This is a genomic window from Halocynthiibacter styelae, assembly GCF_016123485.1.
Lineage (GTDB): Bacteria > Pseudomonadota > Alphaproteobacteria > Rhodobacterales > Rhodobacteraceae > Halocynthiibacter > Halocynthiibacter styelae.
The window spans coordinates 58,367-83,256 of the sequence record NZ_JADCKQ010000011.1 but is presented as its reverse complement, the minus strand read 5'-3'; the positions used below and the strand labels follow the sequence as shown (position 1 = coordinate 83,256).

25 protein-coding genes are annotated in these 24,890 nt (G+C 55.7%); 14 read left to right on the top strand and 11 right to left on the bottom strand.

From position 1 onward, the window contains the following. Positions 1-479: 479 nt before the first annotated feature. Positions 480-1,181, bottom strand: a complete 702-nt coding sequence (locus H1D41_RS14150) for a winged helix-turn-helix domain-containing protein (protein WP_107498352.1) — start codon at positions 1,179-1,181, stop codon at positions 480-482. A 196-nt stretch (positions 1,182-1,377) separates the two neighbouring features. Between H1D41_RS14150 and H1D41_RS14145 the strand changes: the two genes are divergently transcribed. Further along, a complete protein-coding gene (locus H1D41_RS14145; protein ID WP_228849525.1) occupies positions 1,378-2,100 on the top strand; it encodes a hypothetical protein in 723 nt (240 codons plus the stop codon). Positions 2,101-2,172: 72 nt separating this feature from the next. Here the strand turns inward: H1D41_RS14145 and H1D41_RS14140 are convergent, their stop codons facing one another. After that, a complete protein-coding gene (locus tag H1D41_RS14140) occupies positions 2,173-2,454 on the bottom strand; it encodes a hypothetical protein (protein ID WP_324250285.1) in 282 nt (93 codons plus the stop codon). 257 nt (positions 2,455-2,711) lie between these two features. On the opposite strand from H1D41_RS14140, the gene H1D41_RS14135 reads away from it, so the two are divergent. Continuing rightward, complete coding sequence (locus H1D41_RS14135; protein WP_228849524.1) at positions 2,712-3,332, top strand: hypothetical protein; 621 nt, start codon at positions 2,712-2,714, stop codon at positions 3,330-3,332. Positions 3,333-3,485: 153 nt separating this feature from the next. Next, a complete protein-coding gene (locus H1D41_RS14130; RefSeq protein WP_107498356.1) occupies positions 3,486-3,881 on the top strand; it encodes a hypothetical protein in 396 nt (131 codons plus the stop codon). 72 nt (positions 3,882-3,953) lie between these two features. Here H1D41_RS14130 and H1D41_RS14125 read toward each other — a convergent pair whose 3' ends face one another. Continuing rightward, entirely contained in the window at positions 3,954-4,214 is a 261-nt protein-coding gene (locus H1D41_RS14125; RefSeq protein WP_228849523.1) for a Hint domain-containing protein, read from the bottom strand. Between the two features lie 726 nt (positions 4,215-4,940). Here H1D41_RS14125 and H1D41_RS14120 point away from each other — a divergent pair. From H1D41_RS14120 to H1D41_RS14085, 8 genes are all read left to right on the top strand, one after another. Beyond that, positions 4,941-5,597 (top strand): ribonuclease HII, encoded by a 657-nt coding sequence (locus H1D41_RS14120; RefSeq protein ID WP_267473702.1) that lies wholly within the window; start codon positions 4,941-4,943, stop codon positions 5,595-5,597. Positions 5,598-5,703: 106 nt separating this feature from the next. Next, on the top strand, positions 5,704-6,807 hold the full coding sequence (locus H1D41_RS14115) for a site-specific DNA-methyltransferase (protein ID WP_228849577.1): 1,104 nt from the start codon (positions 5,704-5,706) through the stop codon (positions 6,805-6,807). Between the two features lie 168 nt (positions 6,808-6,975). Then, a complete protein-coding gene (locus H1D41_RS14110) occupies positions 6,976-7,848 on the top strand; it encodes an NAD-dependent epimerase/dehydratase family protein (RefSeq protein WP_228849521.1) in 873 nt (290 codons plus the stop codon). Continuing rightward, positions 7,845-8,453, top strand: coding sequence for a sugar transferase (locus H1D41_RS14105; RefSeq protein WP_228849520.1), 609 nt, complete (start codon positions 7,845-7,847; stop codon positions 8,451-8,453). Before H1D41_RS14110 ends, H1D41_RS14105 begins: the two co-directional genes overlap by 4 nt. A gap of 151 nt (positions 8,454-8,604) precedes the next feature. Then, positions 8,605-10,491: a polysaccharide biosynthesis protein gene (locus H1D41_RS14100; RefSeq protein WP_228849519.1), complete on the top strand. Its 1,887-nt coding sequence runs from the start codon at positions 8,605-8,607 to the stop codon at positions 10,489-10,491. A gap of 123 nt (positions 10,492-10,614) precedes the next feature. Then, entirely contained in the window at positions 10,615-12,735 is a 2,121-nt protein-coding gene (locus tag H1D41_RS14095; protein ID WP_228849518.1) for a YjbH domain-containing protein, read from the top strand. Further along, positions 12,732-13,418 (top strand): YjbF family lipoprotein, encoded by a 687-nt coding sequence (locus H1D41_RS14090; protein ID WP_228849517.1) that lies wholly within the window; start codon positions 12,732-12,734, stop codon positions 13,416-13,418. Before H1D41_RS14095 ends, H1D41_RS14090 begins: the two co-directional genes overlap by 4 nt. 130 nt (positions 13,419-13,548) lie before the next feature. Further along, entirely contained in the window at positions 13,549-13,761 is a 213-nt protein-coding gene (locus tag H1D41_RS14085) for a hypothetical protein (RefSeq protein WP_107498366.1), read from the top strand. 56 nt (positions 13,762-13,817) lie between these two features. Here the strand turns inward: H1D41_RS14085 and H1D41_RS14080 are convergent, their stop codons facing one another. Together H1D41_RS14080 and mutY are read right to left on the bottom strand one after the other, a co-directional pair. Further along, complete coding sequence (locus H1D41_RS14080; protein ID WP_228849516.1) at positions 13,818-14,951, bottom strand: alkane 1-monooxygenase; 1,134 nt, start codon at positions 14,949-14,951, stop codon at positions 13,818-13,820. A gap of 49 nt (positions 14,952-15,000) precedes the next feature. After that, positions 15,001-16,050, bottom strand: coding sequence for an A/G-specific adenine glycosylase (mutY, locus tag H1D41_RS14075; RefSeq protein WP_228849515.1), 1,050 nt, complete (start codon positions 16,048-16,050; stop codon positions 15,001-15,003). Between the two features lie 64 nt (positions 16,051-16,114). Between mutY and H1D41_RS14070 the strand changes: the two genes are divergently transcribed. From H1D41_RS14070 to H1D41_RS14060, 3 genes are read left to right on the top strand one after another with little or no spacing between them, the layout of a single operon-like run. After that, positions 16,115-16,648 carry a DUF721 domain-containing protein gene (locus H1D41_RS14070; protein WP_228849514.1) on the top strand — a complete coding sequence of 178 codons (534 nt, stop codon included), beginning with the start codon at positions 16,115-16,117 and terminating at the stop codon, positions 16,646-16,648. 12 nt (positions 16,649-16,660) lie between these two features. Beyond that, positions 16,661-17,338 carry a DsbA family protein gene (locus H1D41_RS14065; protein ID WP_228849513.1) on the top strand — a complete coding sequence of 226 codons (678 nt, stop codon included), beginning with the start codon at positions 16,661-16,663 and terminating at the stop codon, positions 17,336-17,338. Further along, on the top strand, positions 17,335-18,477 hold the full coding sequence (locus tag H1D41_RS14060; RefSeq protein ID WP_228849512.1) for a CaiB/BaiF CoA transferase family protein: 1,143 nt from the start codon (positions 17,335-17,337) through the stop codon (positions 18,475-18,477). The genes H1D41_RS14065 and H1D41_RS14060 overlap by 4 nt, the downstream gene beginning before the upstream one ends. Here the strand turns inward: H1D41_RS14060 and lpxK are convergent. The 6 genes from lpxK to H1D41_RS14030 all read right to left on the bottom strand — a co-directional run bounded on the left by lpxK (position 18,467) and on the right by H1D41_RS14030 (position 24,770). Beyond that, positions 18,467-19,468, bottom strand: coding sequence for a tetraacyldisaccharide 4'-kinase (lpxK, locus tag H1D41_RS14055; protein ID WP_228849511.1), 1,002 nt, complete (start codon positions 19,466-19,468; stop codon positions 18,467-18,469). The two genes, H1D41_RS14060 and lpxK, sit on opposite strands and share 11 nt — an antisense overlap. Then, on the bottom strand, positions 19,455-20,627 hold the full coding sequence (locus H1D41_RS14050; RefSeq protein ID WP_324250288.1) for a 3-deoxy-D-manno-octulosonic acid transferase: 1,173 nt from the start codon (positions 20,625-20,627) through the stop codon (positions 19,455-19,457). Before H1D41_RS14050 ends, lpxK begins: the two co-directional genes overlap by 14 nt. A 50-nt stretch (positions 20,628-20,677) precedes the next feature. Then, positions 20,678-20,923 carry a DUF4170 domain-containing protein gene (locus H1D41_RS14045; RefSeq protein WP_107498374.1) on the bottom strand — a complete coding sequence of 82 codons (246 nt, stop codon included), beginning with the start codon at positions 20,921-20,923 and terminating at the stop codon, positions 20,678-20,680. Between the two features lie 63 nt (positions 20,924-20,986). Then, on the bottom strand, positions 20,987-21,778 hold the full coding sequence (locus H1D41_RS14040; protein ID WP_228849510.1) for an inositol monophosphatase family protein: 792 nt from the start codon (positions 21,776-21,778) through the stop codon (positions 20,987-20,989). Beyond that, entirely contained in the window at positions 21,765-23,111 is a 1,347-nt protein-coding gene (locus tag H1D41_RS14035) for a TldD/PmbA family protein (protein WP_228849509.1), read from the bottom strand. Before H1D41_RS14035 ends, H1D41_RS14040 begins: the two co-directional genes overlap by 14 nt. Positions 23,112-23,231: 120 nt before the next feature. Then, positions 23,232-24,770 carry a DUF2125 domain-containing protein gene (locus H1D41_RS14030; RefSeq protein WP_228849508.1) on the bottom strand — a complete coding sequence of 513 codons (1,539 nt, stop codon included), beginning with the start codon at positions 24,768-24,770 and terminating at the stop codon, positions 23,232-23,234. Positions 24,771-24,890: the final 120 nt, after the last annotated feature.

Genomic DNA, 24,890 nt, shown 5'->3' with positions numbered 1-24,890 from the left:
CGGAAATCTATGGTTTGAATTATGTGGCTGAGAAATGAGAGCTGGCTCTAGTGAGTTACAAGATCAATTGATGCCTACAAGAACGCTATTGATGAAGCGACACGCTGTGGGGGCACTTATTGCTGTGCAAGATATTTGCCGTGCGTACATTGGAGCAACTGAAGTAGAAGTTGGGATCTCAATTGAGAACTCTTGTTGTGTTTCATTAGTTTTGACCCTGAAAAGCCATGTATTGCCGTCAGAATCATATTCTTCAGAGGAGTAATGAATATTGCCACATGTTCGCTGCAACACGGCTTGGGAGCACCCTGTGTCGTGACATATTTCAACAATTGAAAGGGGGAAGGAGGGTGACGCGACATCATAGCACGCTGCTGGAGATGAGTTCACTGTACAAAGTGTGATCACAATAGCAGGCGGGTATACATTTAGAATGCGCATCGGGTTCCTCAGGTTTTTGGCAGGGCGTCGAGAGGGGGTTACACCATCCGGATCACGTCTTTTTCGATGGCCAGCATATAGCCACGGCGGGCGATGTTTTTGACCAGCAGGTCGCTGACCATCTGATTACCCAGCGTGTCGCGCAGGCGTTTGATGCGGGTGGCACCGGCGGCTTCTTCACAGTCGGATGGGGACCGGCCTGAAATCATGCCTTCGATTTCGGCGCCGGACAGAACTTCGTCATCCATGCGGGCTTCGGCCAGGACGGAGATGGTTTCAAGCGCGGCCTCGGTCAGTTTGAATTCCATATTGTTCAGATAAACCGTGTTTTCTTCGCGGGAAATCATCAGGGATGACACCTGAATGCCGGCACGTTCCACCGCAGAGAGGCGGCGGTTCAGGGCGACGATGGTGACGAGGAACACAAGGGCGGCGATCATCATGGCGGTGGCGAAGACGAGCAGCACAAAGATGGCGCTGCGGTAAGATCCCAGAGTTTCCTGGAAGGCGGTGCCGGATTGCGCAAGGACTTCGAGAAAGCGGATATCGCCGGGATCGGTCAGGGATGTGTTTTCCACAAAGATCCGTTCCACACGCGCGTTGAAGGCGTTGGCGTCGGGCAGGTTATAGAACAGAACCACCGCAACAATCAGAAGGATCAGCACAATCAGGCTGATTCCAATGGTGACGACCTGAGTGCCGGAAACGGGCAGTTTGGCGATTTTTTCTGATTTTGGCATGAACTGCCCTCCTGACGGATATTGTCCGGCGAAGCACCGGGGAAATCAAGTCTCGCCAAAGGGGCATCGGCGGACAAATGTTTAAAACGGGCCTGATATATGATAACATCAGAGTGATATTGAGCGGTCGCCGGGCATGTATTTTTCTGATCCCGGACTTGCGGATAATCCGCACTATTTAGCAGAGGAAATTGAGATGACAAAGTTGAGATTACATTTTGGGAAACTTACCACGCTGAAAGCAATGGTTCTGGGCATGGCGACTGTGGCCGGTTTGACAGTGCTGGCGGCGGAACCTGTGAGGGCCCAGGCCTATACGATGGATTGCCCGCTGGAATGGGCGAACCGGACGATTACGGACCGGCTGCCGTCTGACTGGTGGACCACCCCGATTGGGGAACGGTTAAGCGGCACGCGTGTCGGGCGGATTGGCGGGCAGAATGCGCTGATCTGTGAATATGGCGCGGCCGGGACCATTCAGCGTTATGAACCGGAAGGCGAAGATTGCACCGCGAACAACCGCGGTTTTGCCTGCCAGGGGCGCGCCGTTGTCCGGGCTACGCCTCCGGTGCATTCGACAGGCGGTGTGGAGGTGCCGGGCACTTATGTGATTGATCTGGACAGTGGACGTCTGGACACAGCCCGGGGCGATGTCTGGCTGCAGGCAGTGACAGCGTCGGAACGCTATATGACACCGCGCAATGGGGCGCAGATTTCAAACGCCCGTAACCGCGGTCGTGGCAAAGACGGATGTGCTTCTGCGGGGTACAGCAGCAACCGCCTGCCGATGAGCCGCGTGAATGTCGGATCCTGGATTTGTGTGCGTACCAGCGAGGGGCGGATTTCGGAATTCCGTGTGAACGAGATCCGCCGTGGTTCGCCCTATTCTCTGGTGCTGGGCTATACCACCTGGAACTGATCCCGCCTCACGAACATAAAGACGCCCGCCGGGGGAACCTGACGGGCGTTTTCTTTTGTCGTGCTGAAAGGATCAGTAACGCAGATAGAATTCTGCGGCTTCTGACTGACGGGAACCCAGTCCGCTGTCATCAAAGACAGAGATCACATTCAGCAACTGCCAGCCGTCCCGGCCAATCCGACCAGAGATGATGGATTGCGCTGCATTGGCGTTGCAGGCATCCGCAGGCAGTTCAATCACGCCATAATGCAGGCGCAGCGGGTCTTCTTGCTTGGCCTTATAGTCGGCAAAGCATCCCGCAGTGGCAGGCGTGGCGCTGAGCAGCGCAAGGGTGAGTGTCAGTGTTTTCATCATATCCTGATCAATGTGTGTTTTGGGGCCGTTATTCAATATCAGACCCGATCCCGGGGGATTTTGCAAAGGCAGAGTTTCAGACAGTCTGAAACTGTGGCTTTCGGGTGAATCCTGTTAAGTGGCTGAAATCATAAATGTAAACCGATAACTTTCCGCTGTTATTGAGCGGCTTTCCCCCAACAGGCAATGTTTTCCCATCACCTTCATCCGGTGCGGCATCCTGGGGGCGCTTCACCCGAACATCAAAGGAAAACATTATGACACGCAAATTTATCACATCTTTCGTTGCTTCTTCTCTGGCACTGACAGCGGCCACAACCGCCCCTGTGAAAGCGGATGAAGAAGATGTCCTGAAAGCCCTGCTGGTGGGTGCCGTGATTGCCGGTATCGCCAATGCAATGGACGACGATGACGAGGCCGAAGCTGCACCAGAACCTGTTCCCGCGGAGGAAGGCGTGGTGGGAGTTCCGCCGATCTATATCCCGCCTGTGGATATCGCGACCCTGGTTCCTGTGACACCTGTAACCTATTCCACCGGTGGCATTGATATTCCGCAGACCTGGGTTGCGGACCTCGACGAAGGTGGCCTGGCATCTGACAGCAGAGGCGATCTCTGGTTCCAGGCGGAAACCAGCACCCGCAAATTTATGACGCCGCTGAACGGGGCTTCCATTGCGGTGGGGGACCGGACCAATCGCGGTTTCCTGGGCTGTTCCAATGCGGCTTTCTCTTACGACAGCGTGCCTGTGCGGGCGATCCCGGTTGGATCTTACATCTGCGTCAAAACCAGTGAGGGCCGCGTCAGCCAGTTCCGTATGAATGATTATGCCGCCGGAAGCCCGGCCAGCCTTCGGATTGGTTACACCACCTGGAAGTAAGCCGCACAGAACGGGGTGGGTCTGACCCGGCCACCCCGCAAACCCATAAAAACAAAGGGTCGTATCTGATAACATCTGCCCGATATTGTTTGTCTGACATGAGGGCGCCCAGATTGGTTTCACAAACCGACGCACCACGAAGAGGTACACATCATGTTTCGCAGTTTCACCGCCCTGGCCCTTGGCGCCGCACTTGCCGTTACCGGCTTCGCATCCCAGGCCCGTGCCGGGAATGACGATCTGACAAAGGCCCTGATTGGCCTGGCTGTTATCGGTGGCATTGCCGTGGCCATTGATAACCGCAATGACCGACGCGATGCCCGCCGGGAAGCCGCGCGCAAACGCCTGCCAGAACAATGCCTGCGCCGGTTCAACAGCGGTCGTCGGGCGGAATATGGCTTTGGCGAACGCTGCCTGAACAATCATGCAGCCCAGGTGACACCGCCGGAACATTGCGCGCGTCGCGGTCGCAATCGCCGGGGCAACCGTGTGACCTATTTCCCGGAACGCTGCCTGCTGAATGACGGCTATACCGTTGTCAGTCGCTGAATAAGAAAAGGGGCGGGGCATCGTGACTGATGCGCCGTCCGGTTGTTTTACGATAAGGCCCCAGCCGTTGATCTATGCGGCGAGTTGGCGGATGATCATCCGCTGTTCATAGGTTTTCGGGATAAACGCGGCTGCTGGCATGCTTTCGCCAGGCTGGCCGATCTGATCGCCGAAAAGATCCTGAATCTCCTGGCGCCCCTCCGGGGTCTGATTTAGCAGGACTGAAGGGCTGAGCAGCAGGCTTTCCGTTTCGGCCCCTTCCGCATAGATGATTTCGTGGTTTTCAAACACAAGATGGAAATACTTCACCTCAAAAAAAAGAAACGCCGACAAGGTAGTGCTGGTTCAGGTTCGTCAAGACAGGATTAACCGCAGGTGTCGAAATCAGATATTCTTTTCCGGTTACCGGATCTTTCAGGACGAACTGGCTTTCATTTTCAATGTACCAACCTGGCTGGGTCGTGAAGTTGACCGCACCGCCACCGTTGTCGAAGACCCCTGTGAGGCTGAGAGAGTTGGTTACGGTTTGCAGGCTGGCGTTGCCGTCATCGTCAAGGAACTGATCTGTGTTCGGGGTTGACGTCGTAGAAGCGGTGGATGAATTTGGCGGGCCGTTGTCCCGAATGGATAAGGTTGAGAAATTATGGCTGTGAAATGTCAGGGTGCCCTGGGTCTAGCCCCCTCCACTAACAGGTACAGACCCACCGGGAGGCAAGAAGCCGTTACCTGCCCACATGAAATTTGAGCCCGAGTGTGCTATATTCCCTGTCGCGGTGAGTTGATCAAATGTGATGAAATTTACGTCGTGTGTATTCGCCATAGTTACCCCCCCCAGAAACTTACTAAATATACTGTGGCAGTGCCTTCGGTAGCCGCCCGTCATGTGGCAATATATTGTTATAAATAAGGGGCATAACTGCAACCTGGGTGCGAAATTCGGTGCGTTTTTCAGCGGTGCACTAGTCCAGATTGTGTGGTGCAGATTGCTGCTGTTTACAATCACAGGGATTAGGGGGGAAACATCCATTGAACGAGGACAATAGGCATTGTGCCCCAGGCCTGAATCGCGTTTGTAAAGCTATGACTGAAAAAACCGCAAAACCCGCCCCCGACCTGAGCTATGAAACCGCCGCCCGTGAAAAGGGGTTCCTGCGTATTGCGGGGGTGGATGAAGTCGGGCGGGGGCCATTGGCGGGGCCTGTGATGGCAGCGGCTGTGGTGTTGGACATTGAAAACGTGCCTGAGGGGCTGAACGATTCAAAGAAACTGTCTGAAAAGAAGCGCCGCGCCCTGGTGGAACAGATTGAAAGCAGCGCCTGGATTGGTGTGGGTGAGGCCTCTGTTGATGAGATTGACGAACATAATATCCTGCGGGCGTCTCATATTGCGATGCTGCGCGCGGTCGAGGCTCTGGACCCCCAGCCGGACTATTTGTTGATTGACGGCAATATGATACCGCGCGGCGTTGGTCTGCCTTGTTCGGCTGTGGTGAAGGGCGATGCGAAATCGCAATCCATCGCGGCGGCGTCGATCATTGCAAAGACCCTGCGGGATGATCTGATGGCGGATCTGGCGGAGGAATACCCGGGTTATGGCTGGGAGAAGAACGCAGGCTATCCGACAAAAATGCACCAGGAGGCGCTGAAAGACATCGGCGTGACACCACATCATCGGCGTTCCTTCAAGCCAGTACACAATATCTTGTATCAAGAATAAAACTTATCCCCAGGTTGCAATAAATTATTTGACGCGGAATCCTGGATGACTCATGCTTGTCGGTAATCACGAGGTGCGCCAAAGACACCCGGATATTGAGGCAGATATGAAGAAAACCAGTAGAAAAGCGGCTGTCGAATTGCCGCTGAACGAAATACTTGCGGGCGATTGCATTGAGATCATGAACAGCCTTCCTGAAGGTTCTGTTGATCTGATTTTCGCCGACCCCCCCTATAACCTGCAGCTGAAGGGTGACCTTCACCGTCCCGATAATTCCAAAGTGGATGCGGTTGACGATGAATGGGATCAGTTTTCCAGCTTTGCGGCCTATGACAAATTCACCAAGGACTGGCTGGCGGCCGCGCGTCGTGTGCTGAAGCCAAATGGTGCGATCTGGGTGATCGGGTCTTATCACAACATCTTCCGCGTGGGTTCTGAACTGCAGAACCAGGGGTTCTGGATCCTGAACGATGTGGTCTGGCGCAAATCCAACCCAATGCCGAACTTCCGCGGCAAACGTCTGACCAACGCCCATGAGACAATGATCTGGGCTGGTAAGAACGAAGATTCCAAATGCACCTTTAACTATGAAGCGCTGAAAGCCCTGAATGAAGGCACGCAGATGCGGTCTGACTGGGTGCTGCCGATCTGTAACGGTGGTGAGCGTCTGAAGAATGAAGCGGGCGAGAAAGCCCATCCGACACAGAAGCCGGAAAGCCTGCTGCACCGTGTTCTGGTTGGCGCGACCAACCCGGGTGACGTTGTGCTTGATCCGTTCTTTGGCACTGGCACCACCGGTGCTGTGGCGAAAAAGCTGGGCCGGGATTTTATCGGTATTGAGCGCGAAGAAGCTTACCGTAAGGTTGCTGCGAAACGTCTGTCCAAAGTGCGTAAGTTTGACAAAGAAAGCCTGATGGTTTCCGCGTCCAAACGTGCCCAGCCACGCGTGCCGTTTGGCCAGCTGGTGGAACGTGGCATGCTGCTGCCGGGTGAAGAGCTGTATTCCATGAACATGCGCCATAAGGCGAAAGTGCGTGCAGACGGCACCCTGGTGGGTGGCCCGGATGTAAGTGGTTCTATTCACCAGGTGGGGGCGCAGCTGGAAGGCGCGCCAAGCTGTAATGGCTGGACCTACTGGTGCTATAAGAAAGACGGTAAAACCGTGCCAATTGATCTGCTGCGTCAGCAGATCCGTGCAGAGATGAACTGAGGTTCACAGAAATCGCCTGCAGGGCCTTTTTCCCTGCAGGCGTAAATACAGAATAACTGGTTACCGCCTGTGCCTGCGACATTGATCGCGGCACATACCTGCCCCGCTGCCTGTTGTAGCGGGGCCTTTTTGGTTTATGATCTGGCAGATATATAAGGTGATATGGTGATGGCTTTGGAAAAAAAGATCCTGGCGCTGGGCGGTTCTGGCCGTGTGGGGCAAATGTTGCGGGCCGGGTTTGAGATCGCCGGTGAACACCGCGTGATCTGGCAAAGCCGTACGCCATTGCCGGGCGGGATCTGTCTTGATCCACTGGCAGATGATGGCGTTGATGCCCTTGCAAATGCGATGAAGGGGCGGGATGTGGTTTTTGCGCTGGCGGGTGTGACACCTGCCACCGGCGGATCGATGAGCATCAACAGTGTGCTGGCAAATAAGACACTGGCCGCCGCTGAACAGGTTGGCATCCGTCATGTGTTCTTTGTTTCATCCGCTGCTGTTTACGGCGTATCAGACGTTGCACACAGAGAAGAGGAAGCTCTGACGCCGGTCTCTGACTACGGTGTTTCGAAGCAGCGTATGGAAGAGGATATATTGCGGGCGCAAAGCCCGATCAGATCCGTCATTCTGCGTATTGGTAATATTGTCGGTGCTGATCAGCTGATAGGAGGGGCCACAAAGGGCACCACGATTGGTCTGGATCAGTTCGCAGGCGGTGGCTTCCCTGAGCGCAGCTATATGGGGCCGATCACCCTGACCTCTATACTGACGCAACTGTTTGACCGGGCCCTGGCCGGTGATGCTTTGCCGCAAATCTTAAATGTTTCTGCACCCGGGACTGTTTCAATGGACGCACTGGTGCAGGCTGGCGGGTTCAGTTTTCAGCCCCGACCGGCGCCGGAACAGGCCATTCCGCGTGTTGTTCTGGACACAAAACGGATTGAGGGCCTGGTGACGATGCCGGAAAACGCGGCACATCCTGATCAGATGATCGCAGAATGGAAACGTCTGCAGGCGGCAGTGGAAGGGAATGTGACATGACAGTTATTAAGAGGGCGTTTGATATTGTATTCTCTGTCTGGCTGCTGTTGTTTCTTGCGCCTGTTATTCTCGGGGTCTGTATTGTCATGCTGATCCAGGGAGGCGGGCCGGTTTTCTATTTTTCGGAACGTATGAAAACTGTGGATCAGGGCTTTCTGCTGTGGAAATTCCGTACGATGACGGTTGTGGAAAGTGACACCGGGGTATCAGGTGGGGATAAAGATGCACGCATAACCCCATTGGGTGCGCGTCTGCGGCGGTATCGGCTGGATGAATTGCCGCAGCTGATCAATATTCTGAAAGGTGACATGAGCTTTGTTGGCCCGCGTCCGCCCCTGCGTCAGTATGTTGAACGGTTTCCGGATCTGTATCGTGCCGTTTTGCGAAGCCGCCCAGGGGTGACCGGGCTTGCGACATTACATATGCACCAGTTTGAAGCCCGGGTTCTGGCGGAATGTCAGAGCAGGGCGGAAACAGATCGTGTCTATTCTGAACGTTGTGTGCCACGTAAGGCAGGCCTTGATCTGATTTACCAACGGCACCAGAGCATCTGTTTTGATTGCGTGTTGATCGCTGACACCGTGAAACGCGTGTTCGTTAAGTAACGGTTGAAATAAGAAATCTTCTGCCCGTTGGCATTTTGTTAAGTGCCGGACTATAAGCAGAATGTGGTGTCTTTTCTCTGACCAGAACCCAGAGAACGGACAGGGTGTGTGGGCCGGCCTGGTTGCCGGATTTTTTGAGGTGTTCGAGAAGATGAACTCTGTATTACCGGTCGTGACCGCACTTACCCGAGGGCAAAAACGTGCCATTCTGACAATTGTAGATGTGCTTCTGGTGATGCCGGCTCTCTATTTGAGTCTGGTTTTGCAGGCGAATTCTGTTCTGCCTGGAAAAATGCTGGCAGAAGTTTTATGGTTGTTGCCGCCTCTGGCGGTCGCTGCGGCCGCAGTTTCAGCCCTGAGCGGGGCAGCGCATGTGCGGCTTGGATCTTTTGAAGGCGCAGCAGTTGGGAAATCGGCAACCCTTTCTATTGGTATTGGGTGTGCAAGTGCGGTGCTTGCTGGCGTTCTGCAGCTTAATCTGGCTCTTGGTTTTCATTTTATTTTTGCTCTTTCGTTTTTCCTTCTGAATGTGATCAGCCGTCTTGCGATGATCGCCGTTCTTGTCAGAATCTATAACGCAGCGCCTTCCGGGCGCCGTATTGCGATTTACGGTGCGGGCAAGACCGGATCCCAGCTGGCGGTTGCTTTGCGGCAGGATCGCGATGTAACGGTTGTCGGTTTTTTTGACGACGATATGTCTTTGCAGGGTATGTCACACACCGGCCTGCCTGTCTGGCGCGGTCAGGATACAACCCGGATCTGTGCCGCCTTTCGGGTCGATGAGGTTCTTCTGGCGGTTCCTTCCGCATCTTATACGCGCAGAAATGCGATTGCGCAGCGCATCGAAAAGGAGGGGGTTGAAGTCAAATCCCTGCCGACTTTCATGCAGCTGATCGACAGTCGGGGTGTCGCAGATAAGCTTGTCAGTTTTCCGACCTCTGCCTGGCTTGGGCGGGAACAACATATGCGGGCCCTTGCTGCGGAAGCTGCGGAATATAGCAGCCGGACAATTCTTGTCTCAGGCGGGGGGGGATCCATTGGGTCAGAACTTTGCCGTCAGGTGCTGGCCTATCGGCCTGATCGTCTGATTGTTCTGGACAATTGTGAATTCTCACTGTTCCGGATTGAACGCGAACTTCTGGCGATGGCTGAAGTCATTGGTGCAGAAATTGTGCCTGTGCTGGGGTCTATAACCGATCAGGGTTTCGTGGCGTCTGTTTTTGAGCGTTTCAGCGTTGATGTTGTGTTGCACGCTGCGGCCTATAAACATGTCACACTGGTTGAACAAAACCCCCTGGCAGGCATTCACAACAACGTGTTTGGCACGAAAGTACTGATCAAAGCTGCCGTTGATGCGGGGGTGCGCCGGTTTGTGCAGGTCTCTACGGATAAGGCAGTGCGCCCGGCCTCTGTTATGGGGGCGACGAAGCGTTTTGCAGAGCTTCTGATTCTGGACCAGGCCGCGCGCAGCAGTGAAACTGTCTTTTCTATTGTGCGCTTTGGCAATGTTCTGGGCAGCTCTGGTTCTGTGGTGCCGATTTTCCGCGAACAGATCGCCAGTGGTGGTCCTGTGATGCTGACCGATGAAAATGTCACGCGCTACTTCATGACGGTTCAGGAAGCGGCACAGCTGGTTCTGCGTGCGGGCGGTTTTGCCCGGGGTGGTGAAGTCTTTGTGCTGGATATGGGCGAACCCGTTCTTGTAAGCGATCTGGCGCGTCAGATGATTGAAAGTGCCGGCTGTACTGTACGTGATCAGGCGAACCCTGAAGGCGACATCGAAATTCACGTGACGGGGCTGCGTCCGGGCGAGAAAATGCACGAAGAACTGGTTATCTCAGAAGGCGATATCATCACCCGCGATGAAAAGATCTTCCGTGTGCGCGAAGATGCCCTGTCGGAAATCGAAATTGCGGCCGCTATGAAAACTTTGCGTCAGCATGTAGATGCGGGTGAGGCAGATGCTGCGGTTTCCGCGCTGATGCAGGTGGTTTCTGATCAAAACAAGCCTGCAACGACGCAAAGCGAAACCGGATAAGGCCCGTGGTGAAGGTGCTGAAATTGCACCAGTGTCAGGTGGAATTATTTCCCGGCTTGTCAGATCTGCCGCAGTTCTGAGAGAAGATGAAAAAATTAGAGTGCGGACACGGGTGGCAGCGAAATGATGACAGGTAAAACGACAGGGATTCTGGTTCTTGCCCTGGGCGCGATGGTCCCATCTGTAACCCTTGCGGAACAGCTGCGATTTCCTGCAACTCTGAATACCTCCGGGGTGCCCGGCGTCATCGAGATGCCATCATCGGCCAGCCTGGAAGACGGCCAGCTGTCTGTGACAACAGCGCATTTTGGCAATATTTCCCGCAACACACTGACCTTTCAGATCTCTGACCGGATGAGCGGTAGTTTCCGTTATTCGGCCACACGGGACTGGCCGAATAACGGTGTGAACACTTATTACGACCGCAGTTTTGATCTGCGGTATCGTCTGTTGGATGAAACCAACTGGCGCCCGTCTCTGACGATTGGTTTGCAGGATTTCGTCGGAACCGGGCTGAATTCCGCAGAATATCTTGTCGCCAGTAAGCATTTCGGCGACCGGGTGAGGGTCAGCGGCGGGATCGGTTGGGGACGCCTTGGGTCTTACAATTCCTTCTCAAACCCTCTTGGTCTGGATGACCGGCCCACAGATTTTGAACCCACCGGCGGCACCTTTAATTTTGATCGCTGGTTCCACGGACCTGCTGCTTTGTTCGGGGGCGTGGAATGGCAGGCAACGGATCGCTTGCGGCTGATGGCGGAATATTCCTCTGACGGGTACATCGAAGAGGTCGGGCGCGGGCTGATTGAACGCAAGTCACCACTGAACTTTGGTGCATCCTATCAGATCCGCCCTTCGGTAGATCTGGGTCTGTTCTACCTTTACGGATCAGAAGCGGCGGTGCGTTTCAATGTTCTGCTGAATCCTAAGAACCCAGCGATGGGTTCCGGGAATGAAAGCGCGCCTCTGCCTGTTAACCCGGCTGCACGCGCCGCCGCCATGAGCTGGCCAGCGCAACAAAGCCTGCCTTCTGAGGTGACCAGCCAGATCGTTGAAGCTGCGAAACCTGTGTTCGAAGCCAGTGAACTGGAACTTGAAGCCCTGCATATTGGCGACCGCACCGCGACCGTGCGGTTCAGGAACCCGGGATATATGGTGGAAAGCCAGGCTTTTGGTCGAGTTGCCCGTATTATGACGCATCTGATGCCGCAGCGGATCACAACGTTCCGGCTGGTTCCGGTTGATCAGGGCATGGAACTGTCCGCGCTGGAAATTAACCGGGCTGATCTGGAAGCGGCAGAACATGCGCCGGATGGCGGCGAAAGCCTGTATTCCCGCGTGAACTTTTATGATCCGGCCACGACTGGCCTTGAAGATGGTGTGATCGCCGAAGGGCTTTATCCGCGCCTGAACTGGGGGATTACCCCCTATGTGAATGCGGTGCTTTTCGGCCTTGAAAATCCCTTGCTGGCGGATGTGGGTTTGCGCCTGTCCGGGTCTGTTGATATTGCGCCAGGCCTGTCCCTGAACGGTTCTGTGACACAGCTTGTGATCGGCAATGGTGATGATGAAGGCGATATTGAAACCACGTCACTGCCGGTTGTCCGGACAGATCGCAGCCTGTACGCGGCAAACAACAGCCCTGCGATTGAACGTCTGACACTTGATTATGTCTTCCGTCCGGGACGCAACTTTTATGGTCGTTTCTCTGCCGGCTATCTGGAAAGCATGTTTGGGGGCGTTTCCACGGAACTTCTATGGAAGCCGGTCGGCAGCCGCCTGGCGTTTGGTGCTGAGATCAACCACGTTATGAAACGTGACTATGACCAGCAGTTCGGTTTCCAGGATTATGACACGACAACAGCGTTTTTGTCCGGCTACTACCGCTTTGACAATGGCTACCACGCGCAACTGGATGTGGGCCGGTATCTGGCAGGGGATATTGGCGCGACACTGTCTCTTGATCGCGAATTTGCCAATGGCTGGCGCGTAGGGGCATTTGTGACGCGTACAGATGCTTCCTATGAAGAGTTTGGCGATGGTTCCTTTGATAAAGGGATCCGGGTTACTATTCCTCTGGGGGCGCTGACGGGTCAGGCGACGCGCGATACATCTGCTTTCGCACTACGCCCGTTTAACCGTGATGGGGGTGCCCGTCTGAATGTGCAGGGGCGCTTGTACGAAAGGGTGCGTGAATATCATAATCCTGAAGTAGCTGAAAGCTGGGGGCGTTTCCTGCGATGAAAAAATCTATACAGATTCTGGGTGCTCTTGTGATTATGACCGTTGGCGGATGCAGCGGCGGTGGCGGCGGCAGTGATCGCGGCCTTTTGCCTGCAATCGCTGAGAATGCCGGTAATATGTTCAGCGGTGGACGTGCCGAAAAAGTAAATGAGTTCAATATCGAACAAACTTTTGGGCCGGAACAGATCGCTGCGATGTCTGCTCCGACGTTGGCAGGGCATCTTCTGACGCGGGATGTCTGGTCTGGCATGACGCTGGCATTTTCTGCACGGGGGTATGATACTTATCATACATCTGAAGGAATTGGCCTGAGTTTCCGGTCGGATGTTGTTGTATCCACGCGTGGTATTGGCGGTGATTTGTTTGCAAGCGACATGTCAGGAACGATTCGTGCCCTTGCTGCCGGCGGCGGTGGTCAATATCAGAAATCTATGCGCTTTTTGACACCTTTGTCCGGGTTCAGGGATGTATCGCTTACGTGCCGCATGAGACGGGATAATGTTGAACGCTTTGTGATCGCACAGCGGTCTTTTTCAGCACGTCGATATACTGAGACCTGCACGTCTGAAGGTTTAAGCGTTGAAAACCACTATTTCCGCAATGATGCGGGGAAAATTCTACGTAGCCGTCAGTGGTTAGGGTCAGAGGGCGGGTACATCGAACTGTTTCGCCTTAAGGGGTAGTTTTGGTATCTTTTTGCGGTGAAGTTGTGATAATTTTGCCTGAAAGAAAAAGCTTCGCCTTTGCGGTGTTTGACATTATAATTTGACGCAGCAATAACCGCTTCACACAATTGTGCACTGGAGAGTAACAATGAACAAAATTTTCACAGCTGCTGCGATCTCCGCAGTTATGGCCACTTCCGCTGCTTATGCAGGTAACCCAGTTCTGCCAGCAGACGACACTATCGTTGTTGTTGAAGAAGATCCAGCAAGCTCCATCGGCAGCTTCGGTTCCGGCGGTACTGTTCTGGCTCTGCTCGGCGTTGCAGCCGTTATCGCGATTGCTTCCGACAGCAGCCACTAAGCTTTACGCTTACTGAATTTACGTTAAAGGGCTCCGTTTCGGGGCCCTTTTTCATGTCAGCGTGGCATTGGGTTTGTGCCGTTTTTATAGGCCAGCCAGCTTTTGATTTCCGGATAGTATTTCTCGCGCCAGGCCCCGACCCGCGGATTCATAATGCGGCGCCAGACCGGCGGAATCATCGCAGCCACCGCCATCAGCGGATAACCGTAAGGTAGTTGTGGGGCCTGATCCTCTTCATAGTTCTGAAGCAGCGGAAAGCGGCGATCCGGTTTATAGTGATGGTCCGAATGACGCTGCAGATTGATCAACAGCCAGTTGGTCGCTTTATGTGAAGCGTTCCAGCTGTGGTGCGGTTTGACGTGTTCATATTTCCCGTTACCCAAATGTTTCCGTGTCAGCCCATAGTGTTCAACGTAGTTGGTCAGCTCCAGCTGCCAGATCGCGATATAGGCCTGCCAGAGAAACAGCAGAAGCCCCCAGAAACCGCCCAGCAGAACCGCCAGTAACAACATGCCGCCCTGGATCGCCCAGTAGCGGTAAAACGGGTTGCTTGCGTGGCCTTTCGGCAGGTTCTTGCGTTCCAGCATCGCGGCTTCTGCCTGCCAGGCAGAGCGCACAGATTCAAACAAAACCCGCATGAAGAACCTGTGAAACCCTTCGTTATAGCGGGCGGTTACCGTGTCACGTGGCGTGCCGACATAGCGGTGATGCACCAGCAGATGTTCACTGCGGAAATGGCTGTACATAACCATGGCCAGCAGAAGATCGCCAAGGGTGCGTTCAAGCCTGTTCTTCTGGTGCATCAATTCATGGGCATACACGATTCCGACGGATCCACACATCACCCCCATACCAAAGAACAGTACGATCATTTCCCAGACGGAATGATGATCTGTATGTGTCACATACCAGAGCACGAAAAAGCCCGTCACGAATTGCACCGGAAACCAGATCATGGTGATCAGGCGATACCAGAACAGATCGGCTTCACCCGTTTCAGGGTCCGCGTTTTCAAGGTTCAGCCCGGTGAAGGCATCGAGGATCGAAAAGAAGTACCATGCAAAGAGCGGCATCAGGTAAACTGTCCAGTCGCCGTGAATGGCACCCAGCAGGGCGACCGGCACGGTCAGAAGGCTCATCCAGAAGGGCAGGGCTTTGGTGAACTGGCTTACATTTGGCGTGAATAACATAGTAACAACTCCCGGGTCGGGGATAGAGAAACGCAAACGCCCCGGACAATCAATGTGACATATAGGTTTTCGCAAGGTTAAAGCACTTGCGCATCACAGTGGGCAGATCAGATGGGCTGAAGTCCTGTTTTGCGATGAACAGGCCGGGGCAATCCATGGGCAGTTGCGCCACGCGGATTTGCAGGATCAGGTGGAAATGCGTGAAGGTGTGGCGCACATCTTCATTCAGAGGTGTCCAGTTGGTGTCAGCCGGTGGGGCTTCCTGCGCGACATCGCCCCATTCCGCACCGGGCCAGCCCAGCATGCCGCCCAGCAGGCCTTTTTCCGGGCGGCGTTCCAGAAGGAAAGCCCCGTCTTCCCGCTGTCCGACATAGGCGATGCCGTGACGGGTGGGTTTGGGTTTCTTCGGTGTTTTCTTTGGGTAATCGGCCTGATCGCCAGCTTTGCGCCCGTCGCAATGTTTCATCCAGGGGCAGATCCCGCAGGCGGGTGATTTTGGCGTGCAGATGGTTGCGCCCAGATCCATCACGGCCTGGGCATAATCGCCGGGGCGCAGATCGGGTGTCAGGGCGCTGGCAAGATCCATCAGTTCGGGCTTTGCCGCCGGCAGGGGCGTGTCGACACGATACAGCCGCGACATCACCCGTTCGACATTGCCATCAAGAACGGCCTGCGCCTGATCAAAGGCGATCGAAGACACGGCCGCCGCTGTATAAGGCCCGATGCCGGGCAGTTTCAGCAGGGCTGCATGATCATTTGGGAAAGTGCCACCATGATCCGCCACCACCACGCGGGCGCATTTCAGAAGGTTGCGCGCACGGGCGTAATAGCCAAGCCCGGCCCAGGCCGCCATGACATCTTCATCCGCCGCATTGGCCAGATCCTGTACTGTCGGCCAGAGACGGGTGAATTTCAGGAAATATTCCTTAACGGCGGCAACAGTCGTCTGCTGCAACATGATTTCTGACATCCAGATATGGTAAGGGTCTGGCATCACGCCGTTTTTTCGCGCATGGGGTGCGGTGCGCCAGGGCATTTCGCGTGCATTCGCGTCGTACCATTCCAGCAACTCAGCACTTAAATCGGCTATATCACGCAAGTTTTATGCCCCTGGCTGTCTTTTCGCTGGTGCCCCTCCCGGGTCGGGATACAATACAGGTGAAATGGAAAAACACACGCAGAAAAAGACGCCGCCGTATCGTCGGAAAGGGCGTAAATTCACCCGCACCGGATCGCTGCTGGAAAAGCAGATCCGGAAGGTGGGCGAAGGGCGTGGTTTTACGGTTTCGCGCCTGCTGACGCATTGGTCTGAAATTGTTGGCGAAGACACCGCCGCAACCGCCCTGCCGGTGAAAATCGGATATGGGCGCGGGGGCGTTGGGGCAACCCTGACAATTCTGACCACCGGTGCAAATGCGCCGCTGCTGCAGATGCAGGCGGAAAAGATCCGTGAGAAAGTGAACACCTGCTATGGTTATGCGGCCATTTCAAAAGTGCGGATCACACAGACAGCTGCCACCGGCTTTGCCGAAGGGCAGGTACAGTTCAAGCCAAAACCCCGCGCAAAACCGGCCCGGGTCATTAGCCAGGACATCAAAGACGATGCGCGCGAGGCTGTCGCTGGGGTTGAAAACCAGGCCCTGCACGATGCCCTTGCGTTGCTTGGTGAAAACATCTTATCCAGACATAAATCCTGAAGAGGAATGGACATGCAAAGACGAATGCTTCTTGGTACGGGCGCAGCAGCGCTTTTTGGCAGTGGCGCCTTTTTCCTGAGCCGCGGGTCACAGCCCGGCACAACTTCCTTCGCGCCAATATCCGCTGCGAATGCGCAGGACGCCGGTGATATTGATACATCCGGCGTGCTGGAACTGGTCCTTGGTGATGAAAACGCGCCTGTCACTGTGACGGAGTATGCATCTTACACCTGTCCGCATTGTGCGACATTCCATGCCAGCGTGATGCCGCAGCTGAAGGCAAATTACATCGAGACCGGCAAAGTGCGCTTTGTGTATCGCGAAGTGTATTTTGACCGCTTTGGTCTTTGGGCTGGTATGCTGGCGCGTTGTGGCGGTCCGCTGCGCTACTTTGGTATCCAGGATGTGCTGTACAACACCCAGCGTGAATGGCTGGATGGCAGTGACCCAGCGAAAATCGTGGAAAATCTGCGTGGTATCGGAAAATCTGCTGGTATTTCTGACGCGGAACTGGACGCCTGTTTTGCCGATGAAAATATGCCACGCGCGATGCTGGCGGTTTATCAGCAGAACGCTGAAGCGGATGGTATCAATTCCACCCCGACCCTGCTGGTGAATGGCACCAAATACGGCAATATGAACTATGCCGATCTGGCGGAACTTATTGACGCAGAGCTGCCCGCAGAATGAGCCCGCTCAAAGGTCTGAAAGTGATTGAACTTGCCCGTGTACTTGCTGGTCCATGGGCGGGTCAGACGCTGGCAGACTATGGCGCGGATGTCATCAAGCTGGAAAGTTTTGACGGCGATGACACGCGCCAATGGGGGCCGCCCTTTGTTGAACGGGACGGATCCGCATCCTATTTCCACAGCTGCAACCGGGGCAAACATTCGGTTGCGGTTGATCTGCGCTCTGACGCGGATCAGGCGTTTATACGTGACTTGGTGGCGGATGCCGACATCCTGATTGAAAATTTCAAACTGGGTGGTCTGGCGAAATACGGGCTGGATTATCAGACACTAAAGCAGGTGAATCCGGGTCTGATTTACTGTTCGGTTACAGGTTTTGGCCAGACCGGCCCCTACGCCCATCGCGCGGGCTATGACTACATCATTCAGGGCATGTCCGGGTTGATGAGCGTGACAGGCGCGGTCGAAGGTCAGCCACAGAAAGTCGGCGTTGCGGTCACCGATATTTTCACGGGTCTCTACGGCGTCACGGCGATACTGGCGGCGCTGCATCAGCGGCATGAAACCGGCACCGGCCAGCATATTGATATGTCTTTGCTGGATGTGGCGGTGGCGATTGGTGCGAACCAGGGGATGAACTATCTGACCACCGGTAATTCCCCGCAGCGGATCGGCAACGCACATCAGAATCTTGCGCCTTATCAGGTGTTTGACTGTGCCGATGGCTGGCTGATCATCGCGACGGGCAATGACGGGCAGTATCAGCGGCTATGTCAGCTTTTGGACCTCGAAGAGATGGCGACAGCCCCGGATTATCTGAAAAACGCGGATCGCCTGAAGAACCGCGATGAGATGACCCGGCGTCTGACGGAAAAGACCCTGGCCCGCACAAAAGCCGATCTTTTGACCGCTTGTGAAGCCCATGGCGTACCTGCCGGGCCGATCAATGATATGGGCGAAGTCTTTGCTGATCCGCAGGTGCAGGCCCGTTGGATGCAGGATGAACTGGACGGTGTGCCAACCGTGCGTGCGCCTGTTGTGTTTTCTGATGCGGAACTTGCGATGAAAAAACCATCACCTGCACTGGATGAACATGGCGCGGAGATTCGTGCGAACCTTTGGGCGGCGGTTAAGGATTAATCGCCGCAATCAGGCTCTGTTTCAGGGCATCTGCGCCTTCAATCTGCAAACGTACGGGCAAAGTTAACACTTTCTGCCGGTATTTTTGTGGCAAGCGGGCCGCGTCTTTTTCCGTGGTCACAAGCTGCGCACCGTGGGTCTTCGCATCACTTAACAAGCGCGACATCAGGCGATCAGACAGAGGTTGATGATCGGCCAGGGCCTCTGCATGGATCAGTTCTGCACCAAGGCCTTTCAGGGTTTTAAAGAACTTTTCAGGCCGACCAATTCCGGCGAAAGCAAAGACGGGCATGCTATCCCAATCCATGCCCGTTTGCAGGGTTTCAAGGTGCCCCTGATATTGCGGCAGGTCCGGGGTGATCCGATTGATGTCATCTTGCCAGTGCGTGTCAAAATCTGCCTGCGCCTCGGCATCGCCAATGCGCAAAAGTGCAGAAGCACGGGGCAGACCCATGCTGATCGGTTCGCGCAATGGACCAGCCGGAATGCAACGCCCGTTGCCAAAACCGACCTTCGCATCAACGACGATAAAGGCGAAATCAGTCTCTAACGCGGGGTTTTGGAAGCCATCGTCAAGAATGATCACCCCCGCGCCCTCTGCAATCGCGGCTTTCGCGCCGGCGGCGCGATCTTTTGCAACGGTCACGGGTGCGAAGGCGGACAGCAGCAGGGGTTCATCCCCGACTTCATCTGCGCTGTGACGCTGTTCATTGACCCGGACTGGTCCTTCCAGCTTGCCACCATAACCGCGGGACACGATATGGGGGTTCATCCCCATGGCGGATAATTCCATCGCCAGCCAGATGCAGACCGGTGTTTTGCCTGTGCCGCCCGCGTTCAGATTGCCAACGCAGATGACAGGTACGGACAGGCGTTCTGGCGCACCTTTAGCAAGGCGGCGTTTTGTGCCTGCTGCGTAAAGCGCGCCAAGGGGGGACAGAAGCAGCGATTTCAAACCGGGTTTGCGGGACCAGAAATCAGGGGTTTGCATCGGGTATGCCTCCGCCATCAAGAACCGAACCGGCGATATCCATCAGGCGATCCAGCACAACTGCGCCTTCAGTGACGGCTTCCCAGGCGTTATGCGCCATGCGCGCGGCCTTATCCGGGGCAAGCAGAAGCACCACCGCTTCGGCCAGGGCACGCGGGTTTTTCACCCGCAGGGATGCGCCGCGTTCTTCCAGCTGATCGGTCAGGGCGCGGGCGGAATGAATGAGCGGGCCATAGATCAGCGCGGACCCAAGCGCTGCCGGGGGCAATATTTGCGGGGCCTGGCCGGCCGCCAGGGTCTGGCCAACAAAACAGACAGGCACGACGCGATACCAAAGCCCGATTTCTTCGGGAAAATCTGCAATGTAAACCTGATGTTCCTGTTCAGGATCATCGCCGTCTGATCGCAATCCGGCTACAAGCCCGCGTGCCTCGGCCAGGGTTTTGATCCGCAACCCGTCTTCTTCACGGGCAGGGCAGATCACCAGCAGCAGGCGGTGGGAAGACCGCAGGGCACGTTCATGGGCTTTCAGGACGGCTTCGAATTCTTCATCGGCACAAAGCGCCGCCAGCCACGTAGGACGGGCGGCAAGGGCGCGGGTCATATCTTCGCGTTCACTGTCATTGCAAGGGGGCGGGCAGACGCCTTCGCGCAGGGGGCCAGGGGCTTCGATCCGGGCTTCATCCGGATACATCACCAGCATGCGGGTGCGGTTTTCTTCATCTATCGCAAAGGCGCGATCAAAACAGCTGAGGACTGATCTGCGCAATCCGGGAATAGCGGGGCCGGTGCCGACGGCTTCGGCATCTGCCAGCAACATCACCTGGGCATGTTGCGCAATTTCACTGAGCATCGAGGGCAGGGAAGGCCCGCCCGTCCAGATGCAGACATCGGGCCGCCAATGGGCAGCGATCCGGGCGTCATCGCCCGCAAACAGCAGCAGATATGTCTGCGGCAGAGTTGTGATTTTCAGGTGCTGATCAAGACGCGATTTCACATGGGGCGATTGCGTGGTGATCAGAAACCACAGATCATTCCGATCCTCAGCCAGGCGCAGAACCAGTTCCGCAAAAGCAATGGCCTGGGTTTCCGTACAGGCGTGCAGCCAGACCAGAGGCCCCGCCGGGCGCGCATCGCCTGCGGTGTTCCCGCCGGTCAGATGTTTGCGCCGGTTCAGGGCCTCGTAAAGTTTCAGGCTGAGCGAGGGTTTCAGTTGCCCAGTTCCTCGGTTGGGGAAGCGGCGGTGGCCTCATCCCGCAGGCGGTGAATATGGGCGATGAAATAGCGCATGTGGGCGTTATCGACGGTGCGCTGTGCGGCGGATTTCCAGGCGTTATAGGCGCTGTCGTAGTCCGGGAACATGCCGATGATATCGATATCATTCACATCACGGAAAACGTTTTTGGACGGATCGGTCAGTTCACCACCAAAAACAAGGTGCAGGCGTTGGGTCATAGGAACCTCTGTTTATATGAATTTTGGGGCAATTTACGCCAAAGCCTGACTGGGTGAAAGGGCTTAGTCCGGGATGGATGTGGGCTTAATCCGTGTGATCAGACCATCATGCAGTTCTGGCCCTGCCGCCAGCATCCCGCGCAGTTTCGGATGCGGGTTGTTAAAGCGTGCTTTGCCGCCTGCCAGATCCGTCACCTGTGCCCCAGCCAGTTCGGCAATCAGGCTGCCTGCGGCCACGTCCCATTCCCAGGTCGCGCGGTTGGTGATCATACCGTCAAAGCGCCCCTCGGCCACAAGGCACAGTCGCCAGGCAAGGGAAGACCGGAAGTGGCGTTCAATCGGTGGGGTTTCATCATTTTGCCAGTGTTCAGGTGCGAAATTCGGCTTTGCGCCCAGAACTTTCGCGCCCTGCATCGGCGCGGGTGTGGCCTGAATTGGCGCGCCGTTCAGTGTGGCGGTTCCGTCCCGGTGTGCCAGATACATTTCATCCCGGATCGGCAGGTAAACCGCAGCAGCGATGACTTCGCCCTTCTCGGCAATCGCCAGGGAATGAGAAAAGCTTTTCTCGCCCTGAATAAACGCGCGCGTGCCGTCGATCGGATCAATGATAAACACACGATCATGGTTCAGGCGGGCGCTGTCATCCTCGGTCTCTTCCGACAGCCAGCCATAATCCGGCCGCACCCTGCGCAACTCGGTATGCAGCATCCGGTCAATCGCCAGATCAGCCTCAGTCACCGGGCCCGCGCCATCGGGTTTGTCGGTGACATCCGGGTCTTTCTGCCAGAATTTGCGCGCAATATCACCGCTGGCAAGCGCCGCGTCACGTAGAAGGTTGAGATCAGCTACCGGCAAGGGTCATCCCTTCGATCATAAGCGAAGGCACAACGCGCGACAGATGGGTACGCGCATCATTGGCCGGGATAATCCGCATCAGCATATCGCGCAGATTGCCCGCGATGGTGCATTCATTCACCGGGTATTGAAGTTCACCGTTTTCAATCCAGAAGCCAGATGCACCCCGGGAATAATCGCCGGTGTTCGGGTTGATGGTGGACCCGATCATTGAGGTCACCAACAGGCCTGTGCCCATGTCGCGCTTCAGGTCCTCAAGGGTCTTATTCCCCTGTGTTAGTGTCACATTGCCTGCGGTAGGGGACGGGCCGGAAGATGTGCCACGGCTGGCGCTGGCGGTGCTTTCCATACCCAGTTGCCGGGCGGTGGCCAGGTCAAGTGTCCAGCCGGTCAGCACGCCGTTTTCAACGATATTGCGCGGACGTGTCGCCATGCCTTCACCATCAAAGGGGCGGGATCCGCCGACGCGGGCGCGATGCGGATCTTCCCGCAGGGTCAGGCCTTCTGGCAAAATCGGTTCGCCAAGACTGTCTTTCAGCCAGCTGGACCCGCGTGCGACGGAGGCACCGTTTGAAGCACCCAGAAGATGCCCGATCAGGGAAGAGGAAATGCGTTCGTCAAAGATCACGGGATAGGTGCCAGTGGCGGGCTTGCGCGCGCCTTTGCGTTCCACTGTCCGTTCGGCGGCAATGCGGCCGATCTCTTCCGGGCTGATCAGATCATTCTGGAAAATACGGGAATCGCCATAGTAATCGCGTTCCATACCGGTGCCTTCGCCGGTGATCGCTACGCAGGAGATGCCGCGATTTGTCCGGGCGTAACCACCCCCAAATCCGTTGCTGGTCGCAAGGTGAATGCTGTGACGCCCATAACCGGCGCTGGCGGATTGCACCTGTGTGATGCCTTCTACCGCCTGGGCCGCTGCTTCGGCACGGCAGGCGTCTTCTTCCAGGGCTTTGGGCGACGGTTCGTCTGATGTGTCTTCCAGCTCCAGCGCGCTGACGTCAAAACGCGCGGCAAATTCACCTGTCTCAGCCAGCCCGGTCCAGGGATCTTCCGGCGCTTCTTTCGCCATGGCAACGGCACGTTCGGCCATTTGCGCGATGGTGTCAGTGCGGGTATCGGAAGAGGAAACCACCGCCGTGCGTTTGCCGATGAACACCCGCAGGCCGATGTCCGTGCCTTCAGAGCGTTCCGCATGTTCCAAAGCGCCGTCGCGTACGTCAATGGAAACGGATTGCCCTTCCACCGCCAGCGCATCTGCGTGATCTGCCCCGGCTTTGCGGGCAGCAGTGATCAGGGCGTCGGTGATGTCGGAAAGGGTCTGTGTCATATCGGGCCTGTCTATTGTTTCAGCTACAGGTAATTGCCCGCTGGCTTTCGCACAAGGAATATTCCGCAACAAAAAAGGCCGCCCCGGGAAGGGACGGCCCTGCATTTGACCGAAGCTGGTTTACTTCAGGCGCTGGCCATTGGCGAAAATATGGCCTTCTTCGTTCATCTCAAGGCGGGAGTTCAGCGTATCTTCATCTTCACCCGGAACAGCAAAGAGACCCATCATCATACGCGCGCCCATAACCTGATCTTCCGGCAAAAGCCCCATGGCCACCAGGTTGTCCATCAAGCCATTCAGGCCAGAAGCCGCCAGATCAATGTGACCTGCTGGTTGTGGTGCGAAGCCGCTGTAATCCACATTCATTGCGCCAGTCCCGGTAAGGCTTGCGCCCGCAACGGTCAGCTCAAACGCATCCAGGCGAATGTCGGTTGGTTTCACCGGCAGGTTTGCTTCGCTTACATTTTCCCATGCTGCCAGATCCAGCACATCAATCTGCCATGCAGGATCAGCCGTCAGATCCAGGGTCAGTTGCGCTGCATCACGTGGCAGAACGGAAGTCGGGTCAAACATGCCCCAGATTTCATCGTTCAGGGTGAAATCGTTCAGCGCCACCATGTAACGCGCGCGGGAGCCATCAGAAATCAGCGGCACGGTCATGTCGACAGCCATACCGTCTGCCGCAAGGCTGACAGGCGGTATCATGGGGGTAATCACATCAATTGCAGTTACGCCATAATTGGCGATCACCTGCACCAGTCCGCCATTTGCGGTCATATCAAATGCCACATCATTGGCGTTGATTTTGCTTTGCACAGGGCCAAGCGGCGACATCTGGTTGCCTTCCTGAACGCTGGTTTCGGCAGTGGATTTAACTGCAAAGCCCAGGCCACCCCTCAGCGCATTGATCGCGCCTTCCGGGCTGGTGAAATCAAGACCTGCAGGCAGGGTCATGCTAACGGCAGTCTGAATCCCGGTCTGTACCAGGGAATCGTTCTGATTCACCTGCGCATCGGGTGTTTCCATCTTCATGTTGTAGGAAAGCTGTGCGGTGTTATCGGTGCCGCTGACAGAAATACCGTTTGTGCGGTCAACGGTGTATGTGCTGCTCTGGCCCTCAATCGCCATGGCAAATTCGATCACAAGCTGTGCAAGATCCTCTGTGGAAACATCACCTCCGGTGAAGGACCAGTCTGCAAGTTCCCAGGACATTTTGTCTGTGGCGGTTTCATAGACCATCTCATCAGTTGAACCGCTGATCGTGGTCACGCGGCCTTCAGATGCGGCATCAACAGAAAACGCACCGCCGTCTTCGCCCATGGTGAAGGATACAACGATGGTGTGGTTATCGGGGATGGTCAGGCCAACAGTGCCGTCGCCATTATCGGTCAGAGTCATGCTGCCCAGATCGGCGCGGATTTCCAGGGGTGCTTCCATTTCACCGAACTGCGGGATGGTCGCAGTGTATTCCATCGCGGAAACGTCCAGGCCGGATGCGGTTTCAGTGGTGGATGCGCCATTCAGGCTCATGCCCATGGCGGCGGCATCTTCCTGCCAGGCCTGCCAGACCTCAGATGCAGTGATATCTGCAAGGGCGGTTGTGGTCATCAGAATGGATGAAGTCGCAGCGAGGCTGCTGAATGTCAGAATGCGGTTCATTATGAAGCCTTTCAGATGGATTTGGAAACCAGTTATCGTGCAGCCCCCCACCGGGTCAAGGAGGGGAAACCTTACCACGGGGGGCTGACGGAATTATGCCGGGGCACAACTTATCGCAGA